We start from the raw sequence: 15975 nt of genomic DNA on the forward strand, positions 1-15975 counted from the left end.
CGGCGCCGTGATCACGCGCGCGCTCGGCATCGCCCTTGGGGTGGCGGCCGACGCCGTGCTCGGGGACCCCGCCCGGCATCACCCCGTCGCGTGGTTCGGGACCTTCGCGAGCCGCGTCGAGCAGCTCCTGTACGCCGACGACCGCGCCCGAGGCGCCGCGTTCACCGCCGCGACGGTGGCGCCGGTTCTCGCGGCAGGGGTCGTGGCCGAGCGCGTCACGCGCCGTCACCCCTGCGCGCACGTCGCCGCGACCGCGCTGGCCACTTGGGCCGTCCTCGGCGCCCGCAGCCTCGCCCGCGAGGGCAGGCTGATGGCTGACCGCCTCGACGACGGCGATCTCGACGGCGCCCGCGCCCGGCTCGGCCACCTCTGCGGCCGCGACCCCGCCGGCCTCGACGAGCCCGAGCTCGCCCGCGCCACCGTCGAGTCCATGGCGGAGAACACTGCCGACGCCGTGGTCGCGTCGCTGTTCTGGGGTGCCGTCGCTGGGATCCCCGGCCTCCTCGCCCATCGCGCGGTCAACACGCTCGACGCCATGGTGGGCCACCGCAACGACCGCTACGCCCGCTTCGGGACGGCCTCGGCGCGGTTCGACGACGCTCTCGACTACATCCCGGCCCGCCTCACCGGCGCGCTTGCCTGTGTGGCCGCGCCGGTCGTCGGAGGGTCGACGGCGGACGCTTGGCGGGTGCTCCGCCGCGATGCGCGTAACCACCCCTCGCCCAACGGCGGCTGGTGCGAGGCGGCCTGGGCCGGCGCCCTCGGCGTGCAATTGGGCGGTCGCAACGTGTACTTCTCCCGCGTGGAGGAGCGGGGCCTCCTCGGCGACGGCCCGAGACCGCGCGCGGCCGAGGTGCGGAGGGCCGCCCGGTTGGTGGGCGTGGTGACGGCGATGGCGACAGGACTTGCCGTGGTGGCGGGCTCCTCCGGCTGGCTGAGGTGCCGCGAAGCGGCCTCGAAGCCTATGAAGCGTGACCTGGTGGGCATGCGCTTGGAACGATTACGGAAGGGGAGTGGCGCATGACCGGGATCCTCATCGCGGGCACGTCGTCCGACGCGGGCAAGTCCCTGGTGGTCACTGGTCTCTGCCGGGCCGCACGCCGTCGCGGGATCGACGTGGTGCCGTTCAAGGCGCAGAACATGAGCAACAACTCCATGGTGTGCGCCGACGGCGCGGAGATCGGCCGTGCGCAGTACCTGCAGGCGATCGCGGCGGGCAAGACGCCGACGTCGGCGATGAACCCGGTGCTGCTCAAGCCCGGCAGCGACCGGCGCTCGTTCGTCGTGCTCCGCGGCGAGCCCGCGGGCGCACTGGAGGCGGGGGAGTACGCCACGGGCCGGCGGCTGCTGGCGGAGGCTGCCCACGAGGCGTACCGCGAGCTGGCCTCGGCGCATGAACTGGTGATCTGTGAGGGGGCGGGCTCCCCGGCGGAGATCAACCTCCGCGACGGCGACTACACCAACATGGGCCTGGCCAGGGCATTCGACCTCCCCGTGGTGCTCGTCGGCGACATCGACCGCGGCGGGGTCCTGGCCTCCATCTACGGCACCTGGGGGCTCCTCGACGACGAGGATCGCGCCCTGCTGGCGGGCTACCTGATCAACAAGTTCCGCGGCGACCAGGCCATCCTCGACCCCGGACTCACCGAGCTCACCCGACGCTGCGGCCTTCCAGCTTTCGGCGTGTTGCCCTGGCTGCCGGGCGTGTGGCTCGACGGCGAGGATGCGCTCGAGGTGGGCCGGTGGCGGGGCGACGCACGCGCCAGTGTGCCTGCCGGGAGCGCGACGCTGCGGGTCGCCGTCGTCCGCCTGCCGCGCATCTCCAACGCCACCGACGTCGACGCCTTGGCGCAGGAGCCGGGGGTCGATGTCGTGGTGACGACCGACCCATCGGTGGTGGCCTCGGCGGATCTCGCGGTGCTGCCGGGGTCGCGGTCCACGCTGACGGATCTGGCGTGGCTGCGGGAGACGGGTATCGCGGCGGCTGTCGGCGCCCGGGCCGAGGAGGGGCGGCCGGTGCTGGGAATCTGCGGGGGATTCCAGATGCTGACGCGCACCATCACGGACCCCGTCGAGGCCGGCCACCCCGGTGCGGTTCCGGGTATGGGGCTGCTTCCCGCGGACACGGTGTTCCACCCGGACAAGGTCCTGGGCCGGCCGTCGGGCCAATGGCGGGGCCACGACGTCGAGGGCTACGTCATCCACCACGGCCGCGTCAGGGTCGACGACGGTCACGAGGAGTTCCTCGAGGGCGTCCGCGCGGGCCCGGTTTGGGGGACGATGTGGCACGGGTCGCTGGAGTCCGACGGGTTCCGCCGGGCGTGGCTGTCGGAGGTCGCGGCTCTTGCCGGGCGCGACTGGGTCCCCGCCGACGGCGCACCCGGCTTCGCCGCCCGCCGCGAGGCGATGATCGAGACGGTCGCCGACGCCCTGGAGGCCCACGCCGACCTCGATCGCCTGCTCGCCCTCGCCCGCTGAGCCGAGCCGGCCCGGCCCTTCGGGGAGCCCGGCAACACGGTCCGAGACGTCGCCTCAGTTCGCGGGGAGGCTCGGCATGAACGCGTCGAGCACCCACAGGTCTCCGACTTCGCCCCAGGTGGCGCCTCCCCCGGCGGCCATCATCCGTTCGGTGATGCCGATCAACCCGAACCCTCGACGGTGAGCGGGTGGGAGGGGTGATTGGACACCCTCAGCGGGCCTCATGAAGTATCGAGGTCTTGTCGCCTCGACGGCCCGAACAGAGGCCGGGGACGGCCAGTCTACGAGGGTGCTACGAGGCGACATCGGAACGGCTGCCGACCTGTTGGGGCGCTGTAGGTGGTCATCGGAGAGCACGCAGCGAACCTGATGAGCGTGACGCCCAAGGGCATGTGGCCCGCTCGTGAAGGCGATGCTCCACTCAGTCTATGACCAGCCCGACGCCCTCCGTCGAAGCCCAGTTCGACCGGCTCCTGGACTACACCTCCGAGAGGCTGCCGGCCCAGGCCGGCCCATTCTGAATCGCTGGTGTAATGGCGGCAGTGATCCCGAACCCAGTGTCCGTACAAGCACTCCGCCGCACGGTTCATGACCCGCGATTCATTCTTCGCCCCGAGAGCGCATTCCTCTGATCATGCGCAGCACCGCTTGGTGGATCGCTACGCCAACACCTGCATTCACGACGGCAAGCCCAACTGCTTGCGCCAGTACCCCGACGAGGGGCTTTGGCGCGCTCTGAAGTGTTCCGCTGACAAGGAGGAGCAGTGGCCAGCCTATCGCTGCACCGACTAGCGCTGATTTCCACCAGCGCCCAAATACCAGTCCAAAGAAGATCAGCGTAGGAATCATAGGGTGCAGCCTCGTTTCTCCCCAACGCGGGCCCACTTGGGGGCTCAGTCTAGCTACCCGTGTGACTGTGGAAAGATAGCCACGAACTGCACCCACCGGACTTTGATGCGGACCAGTTGGCCGTGAAAGTTCCGTTGGGGTTCCCGCGGATCGAGTTTGGGGTAAACTGTGTGTACGCTGTTGGATTGCCAATACAGAAGAAGGAGTTACTGAAGTACGAGTTGCTGCGAGTCGTGGCCCCTGCGCAATTCCGGCTGGACGTCGTCCCAGAGCTCGTCTTAGACCATCCAGTCGCAGCCGCCCAATATTAATTGGTTACGTGACCAGAGCTACTCGTCACGCACCCGCCGGAGTAATTCCATGTGACGTTGGTGGTCGCACGGGTCACAGTGATGCCTGGCGGATCAACGTATCGTGTTCGGTGCCAGACGGATCGACTTGCTAGTGCAGCCACCTGTCCCACATCGTCGCTGGTAATGGGAACTGCGACTTCCTGTGCTTCGAGGCCGCCTTCCTGCTCTAGCGAGTCCACCGCCAGTGCGTCGATCTCCCCAACCTCTGTCACCATCAGGCAACTCGAGATATTAGTCGCGATTTCTCGCTCCACCGAAACTGTTCCACTCTCTCCGCTTACGGTGCGACTGCCCGAAAAAACACAAACATCTCCGTCGCGCTTGCCCTCGTGAAGCCTGCGTTCAGCATTGGAAAGGGCGTCCCTATATTCAAAACTGGTCCACCCATCGCCTTCTCGAATGGTTACGTAGTCAGTTTCAGCCATAATTGCACCGACCGCCACGTCTGTGTCCCACCCCCCAGCGCCGGGACCATCTTCTGCGGCGGCAGATGGTGCAGTTGCAAACAGTGTGGCGGCGAGTAGCAGCCCAGCCACGGTGATCCCACGGTGTTTCATGACGCAGTCCCCTTTGACATGTGCGATTCTTCTGACAATATCCGCTGAAGTGTGCAGAGTCAAGGGGCCGACGATCATCAGGTATGTCAGCCGCGAAAGGGTGGTCGTTCCTCACGTATTGGAGGCCACGGAGACACACTCCTGGCGCCAGCCACCGCTGGATACCGCCGCTCACGCTGTGAATGGCCCGTTCATTAGTTAGCAGTTGCTAAGGTGAAGTCCACCCGCGAGGGTACTTTCGTACCCGCAGAGCTGACGAAGGTTATCAGAGTCGCAAGTCAGCGAGAGCTGGGCCCCAGTGTGAACCCCGTTTCTGTTAGCTTCGTTTCGTGCCGACAGAGAAGACAGGAATGTACACGTGAACGATTCAGGCATCTTGGCTAGGTGGGCTCGACTAGCGTTGGCAATATTGATAGGAACGGCGCTTCTGAACTCGACATCCATTGCGAGCGCTGCCCCACATGCAAGCGCTCAGGGGAGGTCCAGCGATATCCCGGAATCCAGTTCAGCCACTCAGGACGAACGACGGATGCGCGAGATTGTCCGTCAGGCACGAACCGCCGATCCCGTTGGTTTCCGGGACCGACGCACAGCCCTTGCCAACAGCGATGGGTTCGAACAGATCATGCGGGGCTCCTCATCGGAGGCGGAGCGCGTGTACCTGGACTTCTTTACTGCCGTCAGCTCCGATGCTGAGATCGCCCGTTTCGTGGAGGCAACCGAAGGCAAGTTCATTGCAGTTTCGGGATCAGGTACTGATCTAGCCATTGAGTGGGTCGATACGCCTCCCGTTAGTACCCGCGCGCTTGACTGCTGGCAGGCATATGTGGCCTCGTACTCGTTCTTCGCAGCCTCGACCGCGATCTGCGGTGTTGTCACCATCGCTTCCGGGCCTGGTGGTATTGCTTGCGCTTTGGCGTTCTGGGGCATCGGTACACTCCCGGACTTCAATGATGCCTGTGACTGAGCGCTCTCCCCGAACCGGCCTGCGTTCTTGGTGGTCTCGATTCCTCACCGCAGCCGCCGTTCTTGCAGTGGGGATGGCGGGCATCACCGCAGCACTGATGATAGTTGGCTTGGAGACACGCCCGATAGGCGCCATCGTGCCCACGGGGCTGATCTACTGCATTGTGTTCAGTGCGATTCATGCCTCAGCTCACACTTGGCGGGAGCGCCTCCACAAGGGGGACTGACCAGGTTGCCGCTCACTCGCGTCCTTGGCCAGCCACCGGCTGCCCTGCTCGCGCTGATCGCTACTCGCAGCAGCAGGGCGAGAGAGCTTGGACTTAACGCAGCCGACGAGACCTACCCCCGAGCGCTGCCGGGACATTGCGCGATCAACAGCGACCATCCCAAGATGCTACCCACGGGCACCGCGCCCTGGCCGAGGTTCCTCCAGCCCCAGGTGACAGGCCTCCCAAAGTCCACCTGCAGGACACCGCGCTGGGGATGAATCGGTCGAGAGTGACCTGAGAGGGACTCCAGGCGATCGTGAGCATCTCTGACAACCCCACCGGAACGGGTGTCCGTTCTGGTCGACTTTCGACGGCTGCAGTAAGGACCGGCGCCCGCATCTGCCGCGCCTGGGGCTTCAGGCGACCTTGCTTGCGTAGCGCTGGCGGGCGGCCTCTCCGCTGGTGCCGACGAAGGCACCGATCGCTGACCATGGCATGCCGGCTTCGCGGGCTGCGCGGATGGCGTCAATCACGTGGCGCTCGGCTTCCGATCGCTCCGCCACCGCTGCTCGGAGCAGGGCAACTGCACCGGCGTCGAGTTCGTCGTCTGGATTGGGTTCGTGGAACTCGAAGCGCGCCGCCAGCTCGTCGGCGTGCTGCAGGATCTCGTCAACAGTGCGTGGCATGGTCACCACCCCAGGAACTTCTCGCGGGCTTTCATTGCGTGGACGATGACGTGCACTTGATCGCCATCGACATAGCCGACCTCCAAGAAGATCGCGGACTGGTTGGGACCCACGATCATGGTGAACCCGTCGCCGAGATCCCAGATCCGGACAGGGTGCGGTAGGCGTGGAGGATCTCAGGTTCACCAAGGCCATGCTTGAGTGCGGACGGGGCGATGACTGGATCCTCCATCGATCCAAGGTAACTTGCGAGCATGTGCAGGTCAAGTGCCCGGGGACAGCCGGGTTTGCCGCGGGGGTGCGAGCAACTCGGTGGCGGCCACGGAGGGACGCTCACGTCGTTCCTACTGAAGTGCCCGTGCGCAGGAAGGAACGGTGTGGCCGTTATCTCGCCTCGACCACGACACCGTTGCGCGGTAGTCCGCCGGGCATCGTGATTGGCACGGCGGTGGCGACCGTCACGTCCATGGTGCTGATGGCCTGCAGGTGCAGGTGCGGCTCAGTGCTGTTGCCCGTATTGCCGCAGTTGGCCACCGCCTGCCCCGCCGCGACGTACTCGCCGAGGTGCACCCGGACGCTGCCCTGCTGCAGGTGACACAACACCACGACCGGACCAGCGGGGATCTGGATCATCACGTGGTTCCCGGCCAGGGCGGGCCAGCCGGCCGCGACCCGGCGCGCTTGGCCGAGGGCGTAACCGAGTGAAGGCAGACCGCGGAAGGCCGCGTGATCGGGTTGCGTATCCTGCGCGGAGACGACCACCCCGTCGGCCGGCGCCAGTACGGGCCGACCGAACCCGACGAAACGCGTCGGCGGCTCGGGCCGGACCAGCGACGTCGCGGTGAACGGCGCGCTCCGGCCAGCGTCATCCACCCCGACGAAGTCGATCGCGAAAGCAGAGGCGAACTGGGTGGTGCCGTGGCTCGGGACCCGGTTGGCGGGGCTGCTCCGGGCCAGCCACCGGCCCGCAAAGGGATACGTCAGGTCAAGCGTTGTCGGCATGGCGCAACTCCAAGTCCTGCTGGTTACCAAGCCAACGGTCAAGGAAATCTGCCACCAGCGCGATGTAGGCCGCCCGGTCTGCGAAATAGCCGCCGCAGTGGTCCGCGCCGTCGAAGGTGATGAGCTCAACCGGCCCCGGGGCCGCTGCTGCGGCCAACTGCAGCGCGTGGTCGTAGGGGATGACCCTGTCGTTCGTCCCGTGTAGCAGCAGAAGTGGACGAGGGGAGATCGCGCCGATCCTGTCGAGGGGACGGACCTCGGAGAAGGCGTAGCCGTAGCGCAATCGGTTCACCAGGTCGGCAACCGGGATGAGCGGCTCGCTCGGCAGGCGATGACGGCGATATCCCGTGGCGACGACGTCACTGAGCGTGGCGAACGGTGAATCGGCGACGAGAGCCTCGATCCGGGAATCCTGTGCGGCCGTGAGGATGGCCGTGGACGCGCCCATCGAGAATGACACGACGGCGATCCGGGCGTCCGGGCGGCGCTCGCGCACCAGGTCCAAGGCGGCACTCAGGTCCCGCTGCTCGTGGTGGGCGAGGGACTGTGGGCCATCATCGGAGTCCCCGTTGCCACGGAAATCGAAGAGCAGGACACTGTGGCCTGCCCTCCACAGACCCGAGCCGATCCCCAACATGTCCGACTTGTTGCCTCGATGGCCGTGGGCGCAGACGACGACCGTGGACGACGCGGGCTGGTCAAGCCACCAGCCCGCCAAGGAGACTCCGTCGGCTGCGGTGAAGGTGACGTCCTCTGACGGAGCCCGAACCTCGAACGGAGTGAAGGTGTAGTTCGGCCAGGGGCGCCTTGGCCCGTTCAGAGTCCAGGCAGTGGCCCCGGCCACGGCGCCCACGCCGAGCGCGGCACCCGTCGCCAGCCACCCTGCTGCCGCCAACAACCTCTTCATCCGACCCCGCCTTCTCGATGCCACCAACCTAGTCCCCCGCCCGCCCGCGGGGCGCGCCGCTCTGCGCCGTCGCAGACGGCTCGGAGGCGCGAATCTGCTAGACGACCCCAAGTCAGGTCTAACTGCGGGCTCTGACAGACTGACGCTGCGCGCAGGCGACGTCGAGGAACCCGGTGTGAGTCCGGGACGGTGCCGCCACTGTGACCCCGATGGGGGAGTCAGGAACTCGGGCCTGCGCGGCCAACCATTCGGGCGAGCGACCCCAGGAGGCCACGGCAGATGTCCGTACCCACCATTCCCCACGACGACGGGCACGTTGAGCCCGACGCTTCGGTCACGACCCTCCGAGACGGGCTGGACGCTTCGCGCCCGGCCCTCCACTTCGAGAACCTCAGTGCAGCGCTCAGGGAGCGGCGAGGGCGGCGGCTGATCGGGGTCGGCGTCGGCCCCGGGGACCCGGAGCTGATCACTGTCAAGGCGGTGCGCGCCCTTGAGGGAGCAGACGCGATCCTCGTCCCCGCGACCGAGGAGTCCGGCGACGGGCCCGGCCGCGCGGAACGGATCGTCCAGGCGGCCTGCCCCGACGCCGCGACACGGATCGTCCGCGTCCCCTTCTCCATGGCCGACAAGTCGGGAGTCTCCCCGCGTCGCAAGCAGGCGTGGCTGACCTCCGCCCAGGCCGCCGTCGATGCGTTCGCCGACGGCGCTGCCACCGTCGCGTTCGCCACCGTCGGCGACCCCAGCGTGTACTCCACGTTCTCCTACCTGGCGGCGCACGTCGTCGAGCAGTTGCCCGACGTGGAGGTCGAGGTGATCCCGGGCATCACCGCGATGCAGGCGCTGGCGGCGGCCAGCCGCACGCCGCTGGTCGAGGGTCAGGAAGTGCTCGCGCTGGTCCCGGTGACGGCCGGGTTGGACCGCCTCCGCGAGGTGCTCGCCGTGGCCGACTCCACCGTCGCCTACAAGGGCGGACGGCGCCTCCCGGAGGTCGCGGAGCTGCTGCGCGGCGAGGGCCGCGACGCCGTCATGGGCGTGGACGTCTCGCTGCAGAACCAACGCCTCGTCCGACTCTCGGACCTGGCCGACGGCGAGTCCGCCCCCTACTTCTCCACCGTCCTGGCGGCCCCCAGCCGCTCGACGACGGGGGGTCGGCTGTGACCGGGAAGGTCGTCTTCGTCGGCGCCGGACCCGGTGCCGCGGATCTCATCACCGTCCGCGGCGCCCGCGTCATCGCGGAGGCCGACATCATCATCTGGGCCTCCAGCCTGGTCCACCCCGGCATCGTCGCGGGCGCCAAGCCGGGGGCCGAACTCGTCGACTCCGCGTCCGCGTCGCTGGAGGACATCGAGCCCCTCTACCGCCGCGCCCGCGACGAGGGCCTGCTCGTGGCCCGCGTCCACACCGGCGACCCGGCCATCTACGGCGCCACCGCCGAACAGCGCGACCTCATCCGCAGCCTCGGCCTGGACTTCGAGTCCGTCCCGGGCGTCTCCGCCTACTCCGCAGCCGCCGCGCGGATGGAGGTGGAACTCACGATGCCGGAGGTGTCGCAGAGCCTTGTCCTCACCCGCCTCGAGGGCGGCCGCACCCCCATGCCGCCGCGCGAGACCGTCCGCGGGTTCGCCGCCCACGGCACCACCATGGCGCTCTACCTCTCGGCCGCCCGCAACAAGGCGCTCCAGGAGGAGCTGCTCGCCGGCGGCTACCCGCCCGAGACGCCCTGCATCGTCGGCTACCAGGTGTCCTGGCCCGACGAGCTCATGCTGCGCTGCGAGCTGAAGGACCTGTCCGCGACCATGCGCGAGCACAAGCTATGGAAGCACACCGTCGTCCTCGTCGGCCCGGCGCTCGCCGAGGGCCCGCTCGCCACCCGCAGCCACCTCTACCACCCCGGCTTCCGGCACGAGTACCGCGCGGCCGAACCAGAGGCGCAGGCCGACCTGCGCGAACACGGCACCCGCGGCGTCCTGGAGGAGGACCGATGATCCACGTCCACGGCTACCTCGGCGAAATCTCGCCGGCCACCCGCAGCCTCGCCGGACGGGTCGCGCTCGTCGTCGGCGGGCGGCGCCACCTCGACGCCCTCGGCGTGCCAGACGAGCGGCGCGTCGTCCTCGGCGCGCTCAGCCCCGCCGTCGAGCGGCTGAAGGCCCTACCCGACGGCGACGACGCGCTGGTGCTGGCCAGCGGCGACCCCGGATTCCACGGCATCGTCCGCCGCCTCCGCGACGAGGGGCTCGACCTCGCGGTCACGCCCGCGGTCAGCTCGGTGGCGGCCGCGTTCGCCGCCGTCGCGCTGCCCTGGGACGACGCCGTCGTGGTCTCCGCCCACGGCCGCCCCATCGACGACGCCGTGGCAGCGTCGCGGCGGCACCCCAAGGTTGCGGTGCTGACCGGGCCCGGCGCCGGGGTCCGCGAGCTGGCCGGGGCGCTCGAGGGATGGTCGCGGCGCTACGTGGTCGCGGAGAGGCTCGGGGAGCCGGATCAGCGGGTGCATGAGCTGAGCGCCGAGGAGGCCGCCGTCGCGCAGGTGGCGGAGCCGAACGTCGTGCTGATCCTCGACGACTCCGTGCCCGGGGAGCGCGACGCCGACGGCCCGGTCATCGGGCAGGTCACCAACTCGGAGGCCGCGCGCGGGCACGCCGACGCGATCGACGCAGCCCTCGGCGCCGCCACCCGCCGGTACGACGGTCCGGCCGCCGAGGGACTGGTGCGGGCGTGGCGGGAGTGCGACCTTATCGTCTCCCACCTCGCGCTCGGCGCGACCGCCCGGATCCTGGCCCCGCTGCTCGCGGACAAGAAGTCCGACCCGGGCGTGGTGGTGGTCGACGAGGCGGGCCGGTTCGCCGTCCCGCTTGTGGGCGGACACGCAGGCGGCGCCAACGAGCTGGCCGAGCGCATCGCCGACGCGACGGGGGGCACGCCGGTGCTCACCACCGCCACCGACGCGCTCAACATCCCCGCCCTCGACACGCTCGGGTGGGCGTATCACGGCGACGTCGCGGGCGTGACCAGGGCCATCCTCGATGGTCGCCCCGTGCGGGTGGAAAAGTCCCAGCCCTGGCCGCTGCCGCCGCTGCCCGCCAACGTGTCGCCGGACGCCGACGACGCCGTCGTGCGGATCGTCGTGACCGATGAGCTCGCGCCGGATCCGCTGGCTGAGGTGCCCCATCCGCTGGCTGAGGTGCCGCGGAGCGGCCTCGAAGCCTATGAAGCGCAACCGTTCAGCGCGACTCCGGTGGGGCGTGAGGCCAGCGTTTCTGAGGCTTCGAGGGCGCTACGCGCCACCTCAGCCAGCGGGAAGGGGACCCGCGCCACCTCAGCCAGCGGTGGGGGTGAGATCCCGAAGGCGCATGAAGCGAGGGGCGTAGTCGTCCTGCACCCGAAGAGCCTCGTCGTGGGGATGGGCTGCAACCGCGGCACCGACGTCGCCCACCTCCGCGACCTCCTCGAGCGCACCCTCGCCGACCACGGCCTCGCGCTCGACTCGGTCTCCGCGATCACCACCGTCGACCTCAAGGCCGGCGAGATCGGGCTGCTCCAGCTCGTCAAGCAACTCGGCGTGAAGCTGATCGACTACCCGGCCGAGGAGCTGGCCGCCCAAACGGTGCCGACGCCCAGCGCGCTGGTGGAGGGGCACGTCGGCACGCCGTCGGTGGCGGAGGCGTCCGTCCTCGCGCACGGCGCCGAGCTGATCGTGGCCAAGCAGCGCAGCACCGACGCGACGTGCGCCGTCGGCCGGATCCCCGCCCGCGGGCGGCTGAGCGTCGTGGGGCTGGGCCCCGGGGTACGTGACCTCCTCACCCCGCGCGCCAAGGAGCGCCTCCAGCAGGCGACGTTCGTGGTCGGCTACGGCCCGTACGTCAAGCAGATCCGCGACCTCATCCGCCCCGGCGTCCGCGTCATGGCCTCCAAGATGGGCACGGAGGAGGCCCGCACCTCCGCCGCGATCGAGGCCGCGCGCAACGGCGAGAACGTGGCACTGGTCTGCGGCGGCGACCCCGCCGTCTACGCCATGGCCAGCCCCGTCCTGGAGCAGGGCACCGACGGGATCGACGTCGACATCGTGCCGGGCGTGACCGCCAGCCTCGCTGTCTCGGCGATCCTCGGCGCACCGCTGGGCCACGACCACGCCACCATCTCGCTGTCCGACCTCCACACCCCGTGGCCCAACATCGAGCGACGGCTGCAGGGCGCGGCCGTCGGCGATTTCGTGGTCGCGCTCTACAATCCCCGATCCCGCACCCGCACGGCCCACCTGCCCCGCGCGCTGGAGATCCTCGGCGCGCACCGCTCGCCGGAGACCCCCGTCGCGGTGGTGCAGCAGGCGTGCCGGCCGCGGCAGAAGGTGATCATGAGCACGCTGGCGGAGTTCCAGCCCGAGTGGGTGGACATGAACTCGCTGGTGGTGGTGGGATCGTCGACGACGAGGTTTGTCACCTCGGGCGGCGGGCGGCGGCTGATCGTTACGCCGCGCGACTATCAGTGGATGCCGGACGCGGAGGAGGTGGACGCATGAGCGTGCCGCTGATCATCGCCGCCCACGGCACCCGCGTGGGCGAGGGTGTCGCGCAGTGCGAGGAACTGGCCGGGCTGGTCTCGGAGCGGCTGCCCGGCGTCCCGGTCACGGTCGGCTATGTCGAGCTCGCCCAGCCCACCATCACCGACGCGTTGGTGGCGTCACTGGCCGACGGCGGGCGCCGCGCCGTCGTCGTGCCCCTCATGCTCGGCACCGGCGGCCACGTCCGCTCCGACATCCCGCAGTTCATCGCCGAAGCGACGGCGCGGGTGCCGGGCAGCCGCGTGGAATACGCGCGGCACCTGGGCCCGGAGCCGAGGCTGATCGAGGCCGTCGAGGCGCGGCTGACGGAGGCCGCGGAAGAGTGGGTCCCCGGCGAGACGACGGTGGTGTTCGTGGGCCGAGGCGCGCTCGTGCCCGAGGCGAACGCCGACCACCTCCGGGTGGCGCGGCTGCTCTACGAGCGGGGCGGGTGGGCCGACGTCGAGTCGGCGTTCATCCAGGTGACCCGGCCGTCGCTGCCGGAGGCGCTGGACCGGGCCTACGCGCACGGCGCGCGGCGCATCGTCGTCATGGGGCACTGGTTGTTCGCGGGCCGGCTCAAGGGCTGGACCCGAGAGCAGGCCGCGGAGTGGCAGGGGGCGCACCCGGACGCGGAGGTGCGGGTGGCCAACGTGATCGGGGCGTGCGCGGCGCTGGCCGACGTGGTGGCCGAGCGGTACCGGGAGACGCTGCCGGTGTCGGAGGGCGGGTCGCCGGCCTACCTGGCCGGGCTGATGCTGGGTGGGCGTGACGTGCTCGTCGTCGGGGGCGGCAATGTGGCCAGCCGGCGGGTGTCGCGGCTGGTGGAGTCAGGTGCCCGGGTGCGGGTGGTGGCGCCGTCGGTCACGCGGGCCGTGGAGGCCCTTGCCGACGCCGGTCGGCTGACCTGGCTGGCGCGGGAGTTCGACGACGCCGACCTCGACGGCACCTGGTACGTGATGGCGGCCACCGACTCGCCGGAGGTGAATGCGAAGGTCGCGGAGGGCGCGGAGCTGAGGCACACGTTCTGCGTGCGGGCCGACGACGCCCGCGGCGGTTCGGCGTGGACCCCGGCGACGGCGGAGGTGCGGGGTGTGACGATCGGCGTGGTCGGGAACCGGGAGCCCCGTCGCACGCGAGATGTCCGGGACGCGATCGTGGCGGCACTCTCGGAGCCGCCACACTCGACTCAAGGTGAATGACCGGCTCTCGTTCCAGCGTGCTGCCCGAATGCGCCGGGCTACTTCCGCTCATGCCGAGAAGCGAGCTTTCGCGCGACGCTCACGGACCCTTGTCTAGCCTTGCCCCATGCAGATCCTGGGAGATAGGACCCGACAATTGCCGGCGCCGCCGCACGTCGTGTTCACCTCCCTGACACACCCAGGCCTTCCCGGTGCGCGTCCCTGGTTGGTGCTCCTGGACGACGAGGTGCCACCCGTCATCCTCAGCAGTCACGAGCCGCACCGTGTCCAGTGGAGCTCCCTGTGGCCCTCGCGGCCCAACGACCTCGTGGACCTCGAGCTCAGCCCCAAGGACGGTGGCACGCTGCTGCGGTTCATCCTGTCGACGCCCGACGAGGAACCCGACGCCAGCAAGCTCGGACACATGCGGAGACGACTCAACCACCTGCTGTTCGCTGACCTCCGCTTCTCCTACGGCCAGTGACGCACTCAACTGCCGCCGACCGAGCGTACGTTTCTCGCGTTTGCATGTCCAGCTGCGCTCCGCCTTGAGAAGTCTGATTCGGTCGGGTTCGCGAGATCGTGATCCTGGGCTTGAGTCGGCGGGTCTTCGGCGACGGCGAGCTCGTGGGCCTGCGATTGATGCTGCGTCTACGCCGTGGCGATAAGTGTCGCAATCCCGAGCGCGATGACCGCGACCACCAACACAGTGATGATCAGCCAACGCAGGCGCTGGGTTCGCGTGGCCCGCGTCTCTCCAGCGGTGGAGCCGGGGGTGGGTGGCCTGTCGTGCTCGGAGAGTTCAGGCGGGATCTCGCCGACGACGGTCACGGGAGCGTCGCCGGCTGGGTTAACCCAGGCTCGGGCGGGATCGGGAAGTGGAGCGTTGATCCACCGCCCGGTGATCGGGTCGAACCGCTCTTCCGCGGGCGGCAGTACGCGTTCCATGGGCCCAGTCTGACAGCGGGCCAGCCCTCTCGAACCCTGCAGCTGGGAACACCCCGCCCGTCGGAGTGGGTCCATGCCGCGAAACCAGATCGGGCTCAGGAGCCAAACGACCCGATGTCTGCCGACACCGCTTCCCACGCGGTGACGCTCGGACCTGAGGAGCTGAGTGCGCTCACGGCCCGACGGAGGGCTGCACAGCCAAGGATGCAAACCACGCAGTGACAGCGACCAGCGAAAGCAGACCTGGGGCCACCGTGGGCCACAGTCGCTTGGCGACGTCATGGGCTCCAGCGGGTGGCTCCGGTTTCGCAGAAGCTGGTGCGGACTGCCGGGCCTTCGAGGCAGGCGGCGTCGACCAGGGCGCGATCGCCGATGGGCTCGTGAAGGGAAACGGTCATCTGGACGCTGTCGTTGCCCTGGCAGTTCTGGGGCTCGTTGCCAGGGAGCGGTTCGGCGTCGACCCGGATGATGATGTCGTCGATGCCGAGTGAGACAACTGGCTGGGCGATCGCCCCGGTCACCCCGCTGGAGCACTCTGCGCGAGTGACCTCGATAGTGACGGTCGTCGACGTGGCGGTCACGCGCTCGGAGTCGGCGAGAGTCCAGGTCGCGGCTGCGCCCACCTGGGGCGGGATCGTCGCGGTGACATCGGGGATCGCCGGGTTCGAATCTGGCAGGGCGGTCCGGGTCGCGTCGTCAAGCAGCGGGCGGACGGCGTCGTACACCCGGTTGTAGAAGCCGCTGCCGGGGTCGTCGACGCGCCCGGGGGTGCCCGACTCGTCCAGATAGACGGCCGTCGGCAGGATCCGCAGCACCGGGAGGTCCGCGTCGGCGGGGGTGACGACGAAGCCGCGGAAGCCGGGCCCGGGGTCCGGCGGGTCGGCAGGGATCACCTCCCCGGCAGCCGCACTATCGCCGATCATCAGGTACATTTCCTCGGCAACGTCAGGGTCGAGCGGGAGCTGCGGGTTCTCCCGTCCCGAGTAGAGGTCGACCATCACGGTGGTCCGGCCGGGCGGGGCCGCGGGCGCGTCGGAGACTGGCGTGCTGCAGCCCGAGGCGGCCAGTCCGATGCCGGCCACCACGACGATGCCAACGGCTGCCGCCAGCCAGCGCCGTACTGTAGGGGCGGCAGGTTGGTGGCCCGGTCGGGCGGCGCGGTCGACCGGACCGAGCGGGACCGCCGAAACCGGGATTGGCGACGCTCGGCGGAGACTCTCCCGGATCCGGGTCCCGAAATCACTCATGTCGGAAGTACACACCCGCCTGTGCCGCCACGCCTACCCGGTCCCTGCCTCA

General features: G+C 69.5%; 14 protein-coding genes, 1 pseudogene and 1 riboswitch. Of the genes and pseudogenes, 9 read left to right on the forward strand and 6 right to left on the reverse strand.

All coding sequences use genetic code 11. The features are described from left to right. Nucleotides 1-7: 7 nt before the first annotated feature. The 3 genes and pseudogenes from H5399_RS03315 to H5399_RS03325 form a co-directional block, all read left to right on the forward strand. Nucleotides 8-1024, forward strand: a complete 1017-nt coding sequence (locus tag H5399_RS03315; RefSeq protein WP_182781581.1) for a cobalamin biosynthesis protein — start codon at nucleotides 8-10, stop codon at nucleotides 1022-1024. After that, entirely contained in the window at nucleotides 1021-2478 is a 1458-nt protein-coding gene (locus tag H5399_RS03320) for a cobyric acid synthase (RefSeq protein ID WP_182781582.1), read from the forward strand. The genes H5399_RS03315 and H5399_RS03320 overlap by 4 nt, the downstream gene beginning before the upstream one ends. A gap of 354 nt (nucleotides 2479-2832) precedes the next feature. Next, nucleotides 2833-2987 (forward strand): annotated as a pseudogene (locus H5399_RS03325) (transposase); the annotation flags it as partial. A gap of 647 nt (nucleotides 2988-3634) precedes the next feature. On the opposite strand, the gene H5399_RS03330 reads toward H5399_RS03325, so the two are convergent. Then, nucleotides 3635-4237, reverse strand: a complete 603-nt coding sequence (locus tag H5399_RS03330) for a hypothetical protein (RefSeq protein ID WP_182781583.1) — start codon at nucleotides 4235-4237, stop codon at nucleotides 3635-3637. 529 nt (nucleotides 4238-4766) lie between these two features. Here H5399_RS03330 and H5399_RS03335 point away from each other — a divergent pair. Next, a complete protein-coding gene (locus H5399_RS03335; protein WP_182781584.1) occupies nucleotides 4767-5204 on the forward strand; it encodes a hypothetical protein in 438 nt (145 codons plus the stop codon). A 624-nt stretch (nucleotides 5205-5828) separates the two neighbouring features. Here the strand turns inward: H5399_RS03335 and H5399_RS03340 are convergent. The 3 genes from H5399_RS03340 to H5399_RS03350 form a co-directional block, all read right to left on the reverse strand. Then, nucleotides 5829-6098 (reverse strand): hypothetical protein, encoded by a 270-nt coding sequence (locus H5399_RS03340; protein ID WP_182781585.1) that lies wholly within the window; start codon nucleotides 6096-6098, stop codon nucleotides 5829-5831. Nucleotides 6099-6482: 384 nt separating this feature from the next. Continuing rightward, entirely contained in the window at nucleotides 6483-7100 is a 618-nt protein-coding gene (locus H5399_RS03345; protein ID WP_182781586.1) for a M23 family metallopeptidase, read from the reverse strand. Further along, nucleotides 7084-8007 carry an alpha/beta hydrolase gene (locus tag H5399_RS03350; protein ID WP_182781587.1) on the reverse strand — a complete coding sequence of 308 codons (924 nt, stop codon included), beginning with the start codon at nucleotides 8005-8007 and terminating at the stop codon, nucleotides 7084-7086. The genes H5399_RS03345 and H5399_RS03350 overlap by 17 nt, the downstream gene beginning before the upstream one ends. 120 nt (nucleotides 8008-8127) lie before the next feature. Continuing rightward, nucleotides 8128-8257, forward strand: a riboswitch (cobalamin riboswitch). A gap of 29 nt (nucleotides 8258-8286) precedes the next feature. Here H5399_RS03350 and cobI point away from each other — a divergent pair. The 5 genes from cobI to H5399_RS03380 all read left to right on the forward strand — a co-directional run bounded on the left by cobI (nucleotide 8287) and on the right by H5399_RS03380 (nucleotide 14212). After that, nucleotides 8287-9165 carry a precorrin-2 C(20)-methyltransferase gene (cobI, locus tag H5399_RS17830; RefSeq protein ID WP_182781588.1) on the forward strand — a complete coding sequence of 293 codons (879 nt, stop codon included), beginning with the start codon at nucleotides 8287-8289 and terminating at the stop codon, nucleotides 9163-9165. Further along, on the forward strand, nucleotides 9162-9992 hold the full coding sequence (gene cobM / locus H5399_RS17835) for a precorrin-4 C(11)-methyltransferase (protein ID WP_182781589.1): 831 nt from the start codon (nucleotides 9162-9164) through the stop codon (nucleotides 9990-9992). Before cobI ends, cobM begins: the two co-directional genes overlap by 4 nt. Next, nucleotides 9989-12526 carry a precorrin-3B C(17)-methyltransferase gene (gene cobJ, locus H5399_RS18435; protein ID WP_370585673.1) on the forward strand — a complete coding sequence of 846 codons (2538 nt, stop codon included), beginning with the start codon at nucleotides 9989-9991 and terminating at the stop codon, nucleotides 12524-12526. Before cobM ends, cobJ begins: the two co-directional genes overlap by 4 nt. Beyond that, complete coding sequence (locus H5399_RS03375) at nucleotides 12523-13749, forward strand: CbiX/SirB N-terminal domain-containing protein (RefSeq protein ID WP_182781590.1); 1227 nt, start codon at nucleotides 12523-12525, stop codon at nucleotides 13747-13749. The genes cobJ and H5399_RS03375 overlap by 4 nt, the downstream gene beginning before the upstream one ends. Before the next feature lie 106 nt (nucleotides 13750-13855). Then, nucleotides 13856-14212, forward strand: a complete 357-nt coding sequence (locus H5399_RS03380; protein ID WP_182781591.1) for a hypothetical protein — start codon at nucleotides 13856-13858, stop codon at nucleotides 14210-14212. A gap of 167 nt (nucleotides 14213-14379) precedes the next feature. On the opposite strand, the gene H5399_RS03385 is transcribed toward H5399_RS03380, so the two are convergent. Then, on the reverse strand, nucleotides 14380-14676 hold the full coding sequence (locus H5399_RS03385; RefSeq protein ID WP_182781592.1) for a hypothetical protein: 297 nt from the start codon (nucleotides 14674-14676) through the stop codon (nucleotides 14380-14382). Nucleotides 14677-14954: 278 nt separating this feature from the next. Beyond that, on the reverse strand, nucleotides 14955-15923 hold the full coding sequence (locus H5399_RS03390; protein WP_182781593.1) for a hypothetical protein: 969 nt from the start codon (nucleotides 15921-15923) through the stop codon (nucleotides 14955-14957). Between the last annotated feature and the right edge of the window lie 52 nt (nucleotides 15924-15975).

It is taken from the genome of Tessaracoccus sp. MC1627, assembly GCF_014164725.1.
Classification (GTDB): domain Bacteria; phylum Actinomycetota; class Actinomycetes; order Propionibacteriales; family Propionibacteriaceae; genus Arachnia.

Excerpts from the sequence above, each read along its gene's own strand:
- H5399_RS03330 (WP_182781583.1), bottom strand. The coding sequence starts at position 4,237 with ATGAAACACCGTGGGATCACCGTGGCTGGGCTGCTACTCGCCGCCACA.
- H5399_RS03335 (WP_182781584.1), top strand. The coding sequence starts at position 4,767 with ATGCGCGAGATTGTCCGTCAGGCACGAACCGCCGATCCCGTTGGTTTC.
- H5399_RS03345 (WP_182781586.1), bottom strand. The coding sequence starts at position 7,100 with ATGCCGACAACGCTTGACCTGACGTATCCCTTTGCGGGCCGGTGGCTG.
- H5399_RS03320 (WP_182781582.1), top strand. The coding sequence starts at position 1,021 with ATGACCGGGATCCTCATCGCGGGCACGTCGTCCGACGCGGGCAAGTCC.
- cobI (WP_182781588.1), top strand. The coding sequence starts at position 8,287 with ATGTCCGTACCCACCATTCCCCACGACGACGGGCACGTTGAGCCCGAC.
- cobJ (WP_370585673.1), top strand. The coding sequence starts at position 9,989 with ATGATCCACGTCCACGGCTACCTCGGCGAAATCTCGCCGGCCACCCGC.
- H5399_RS03350 (WP_182781587.1), bottom strand. The coding sequence starts at position 8,007 with ATGAAGAGGTTGTTGGCGGCAGCAGGGTGGCTGGCGACGGGTGCCGCG.
- H5399_RS03380 (WP_182781591.1), top strand. The coding sequence starts at position 13,856 with ATGCAGATCCTGGGAGATAGGACCCGACAATTGCCGGCGCCGCCGCAC.
- H5399_RS03390 (WP_182781593.1), bottom strand. The coding sequence starts at position 15,923 with ATGAGTGATTTCGGGACCCGGATCCGGGAGAGTCTCCGCCGAGCGTCG.
- H5399_RS03340 (WP_182781585.1), bottom strand. The coding sequence starts at position 6,098 with ATGCCACGCACTGTTGACGAGATCCTGCAGCACGCCGACGAGCTGGCG.
- H5399_RS03385 (WP_182781592.1), bottom strand. The coding sequence starts at position 14,676 with ATGGAACGCGTACTGCCGCCCGCGGAAGAGCGGTTCGACCCGATCACC.
- H5399_RS03375 (WP_182781590.1), top strand. The coding sequence starts at position 12,523 with ATGAGCGTGCCGCTGATCATCGCCGCCCACGGCACCCGCGTGGGCGAG.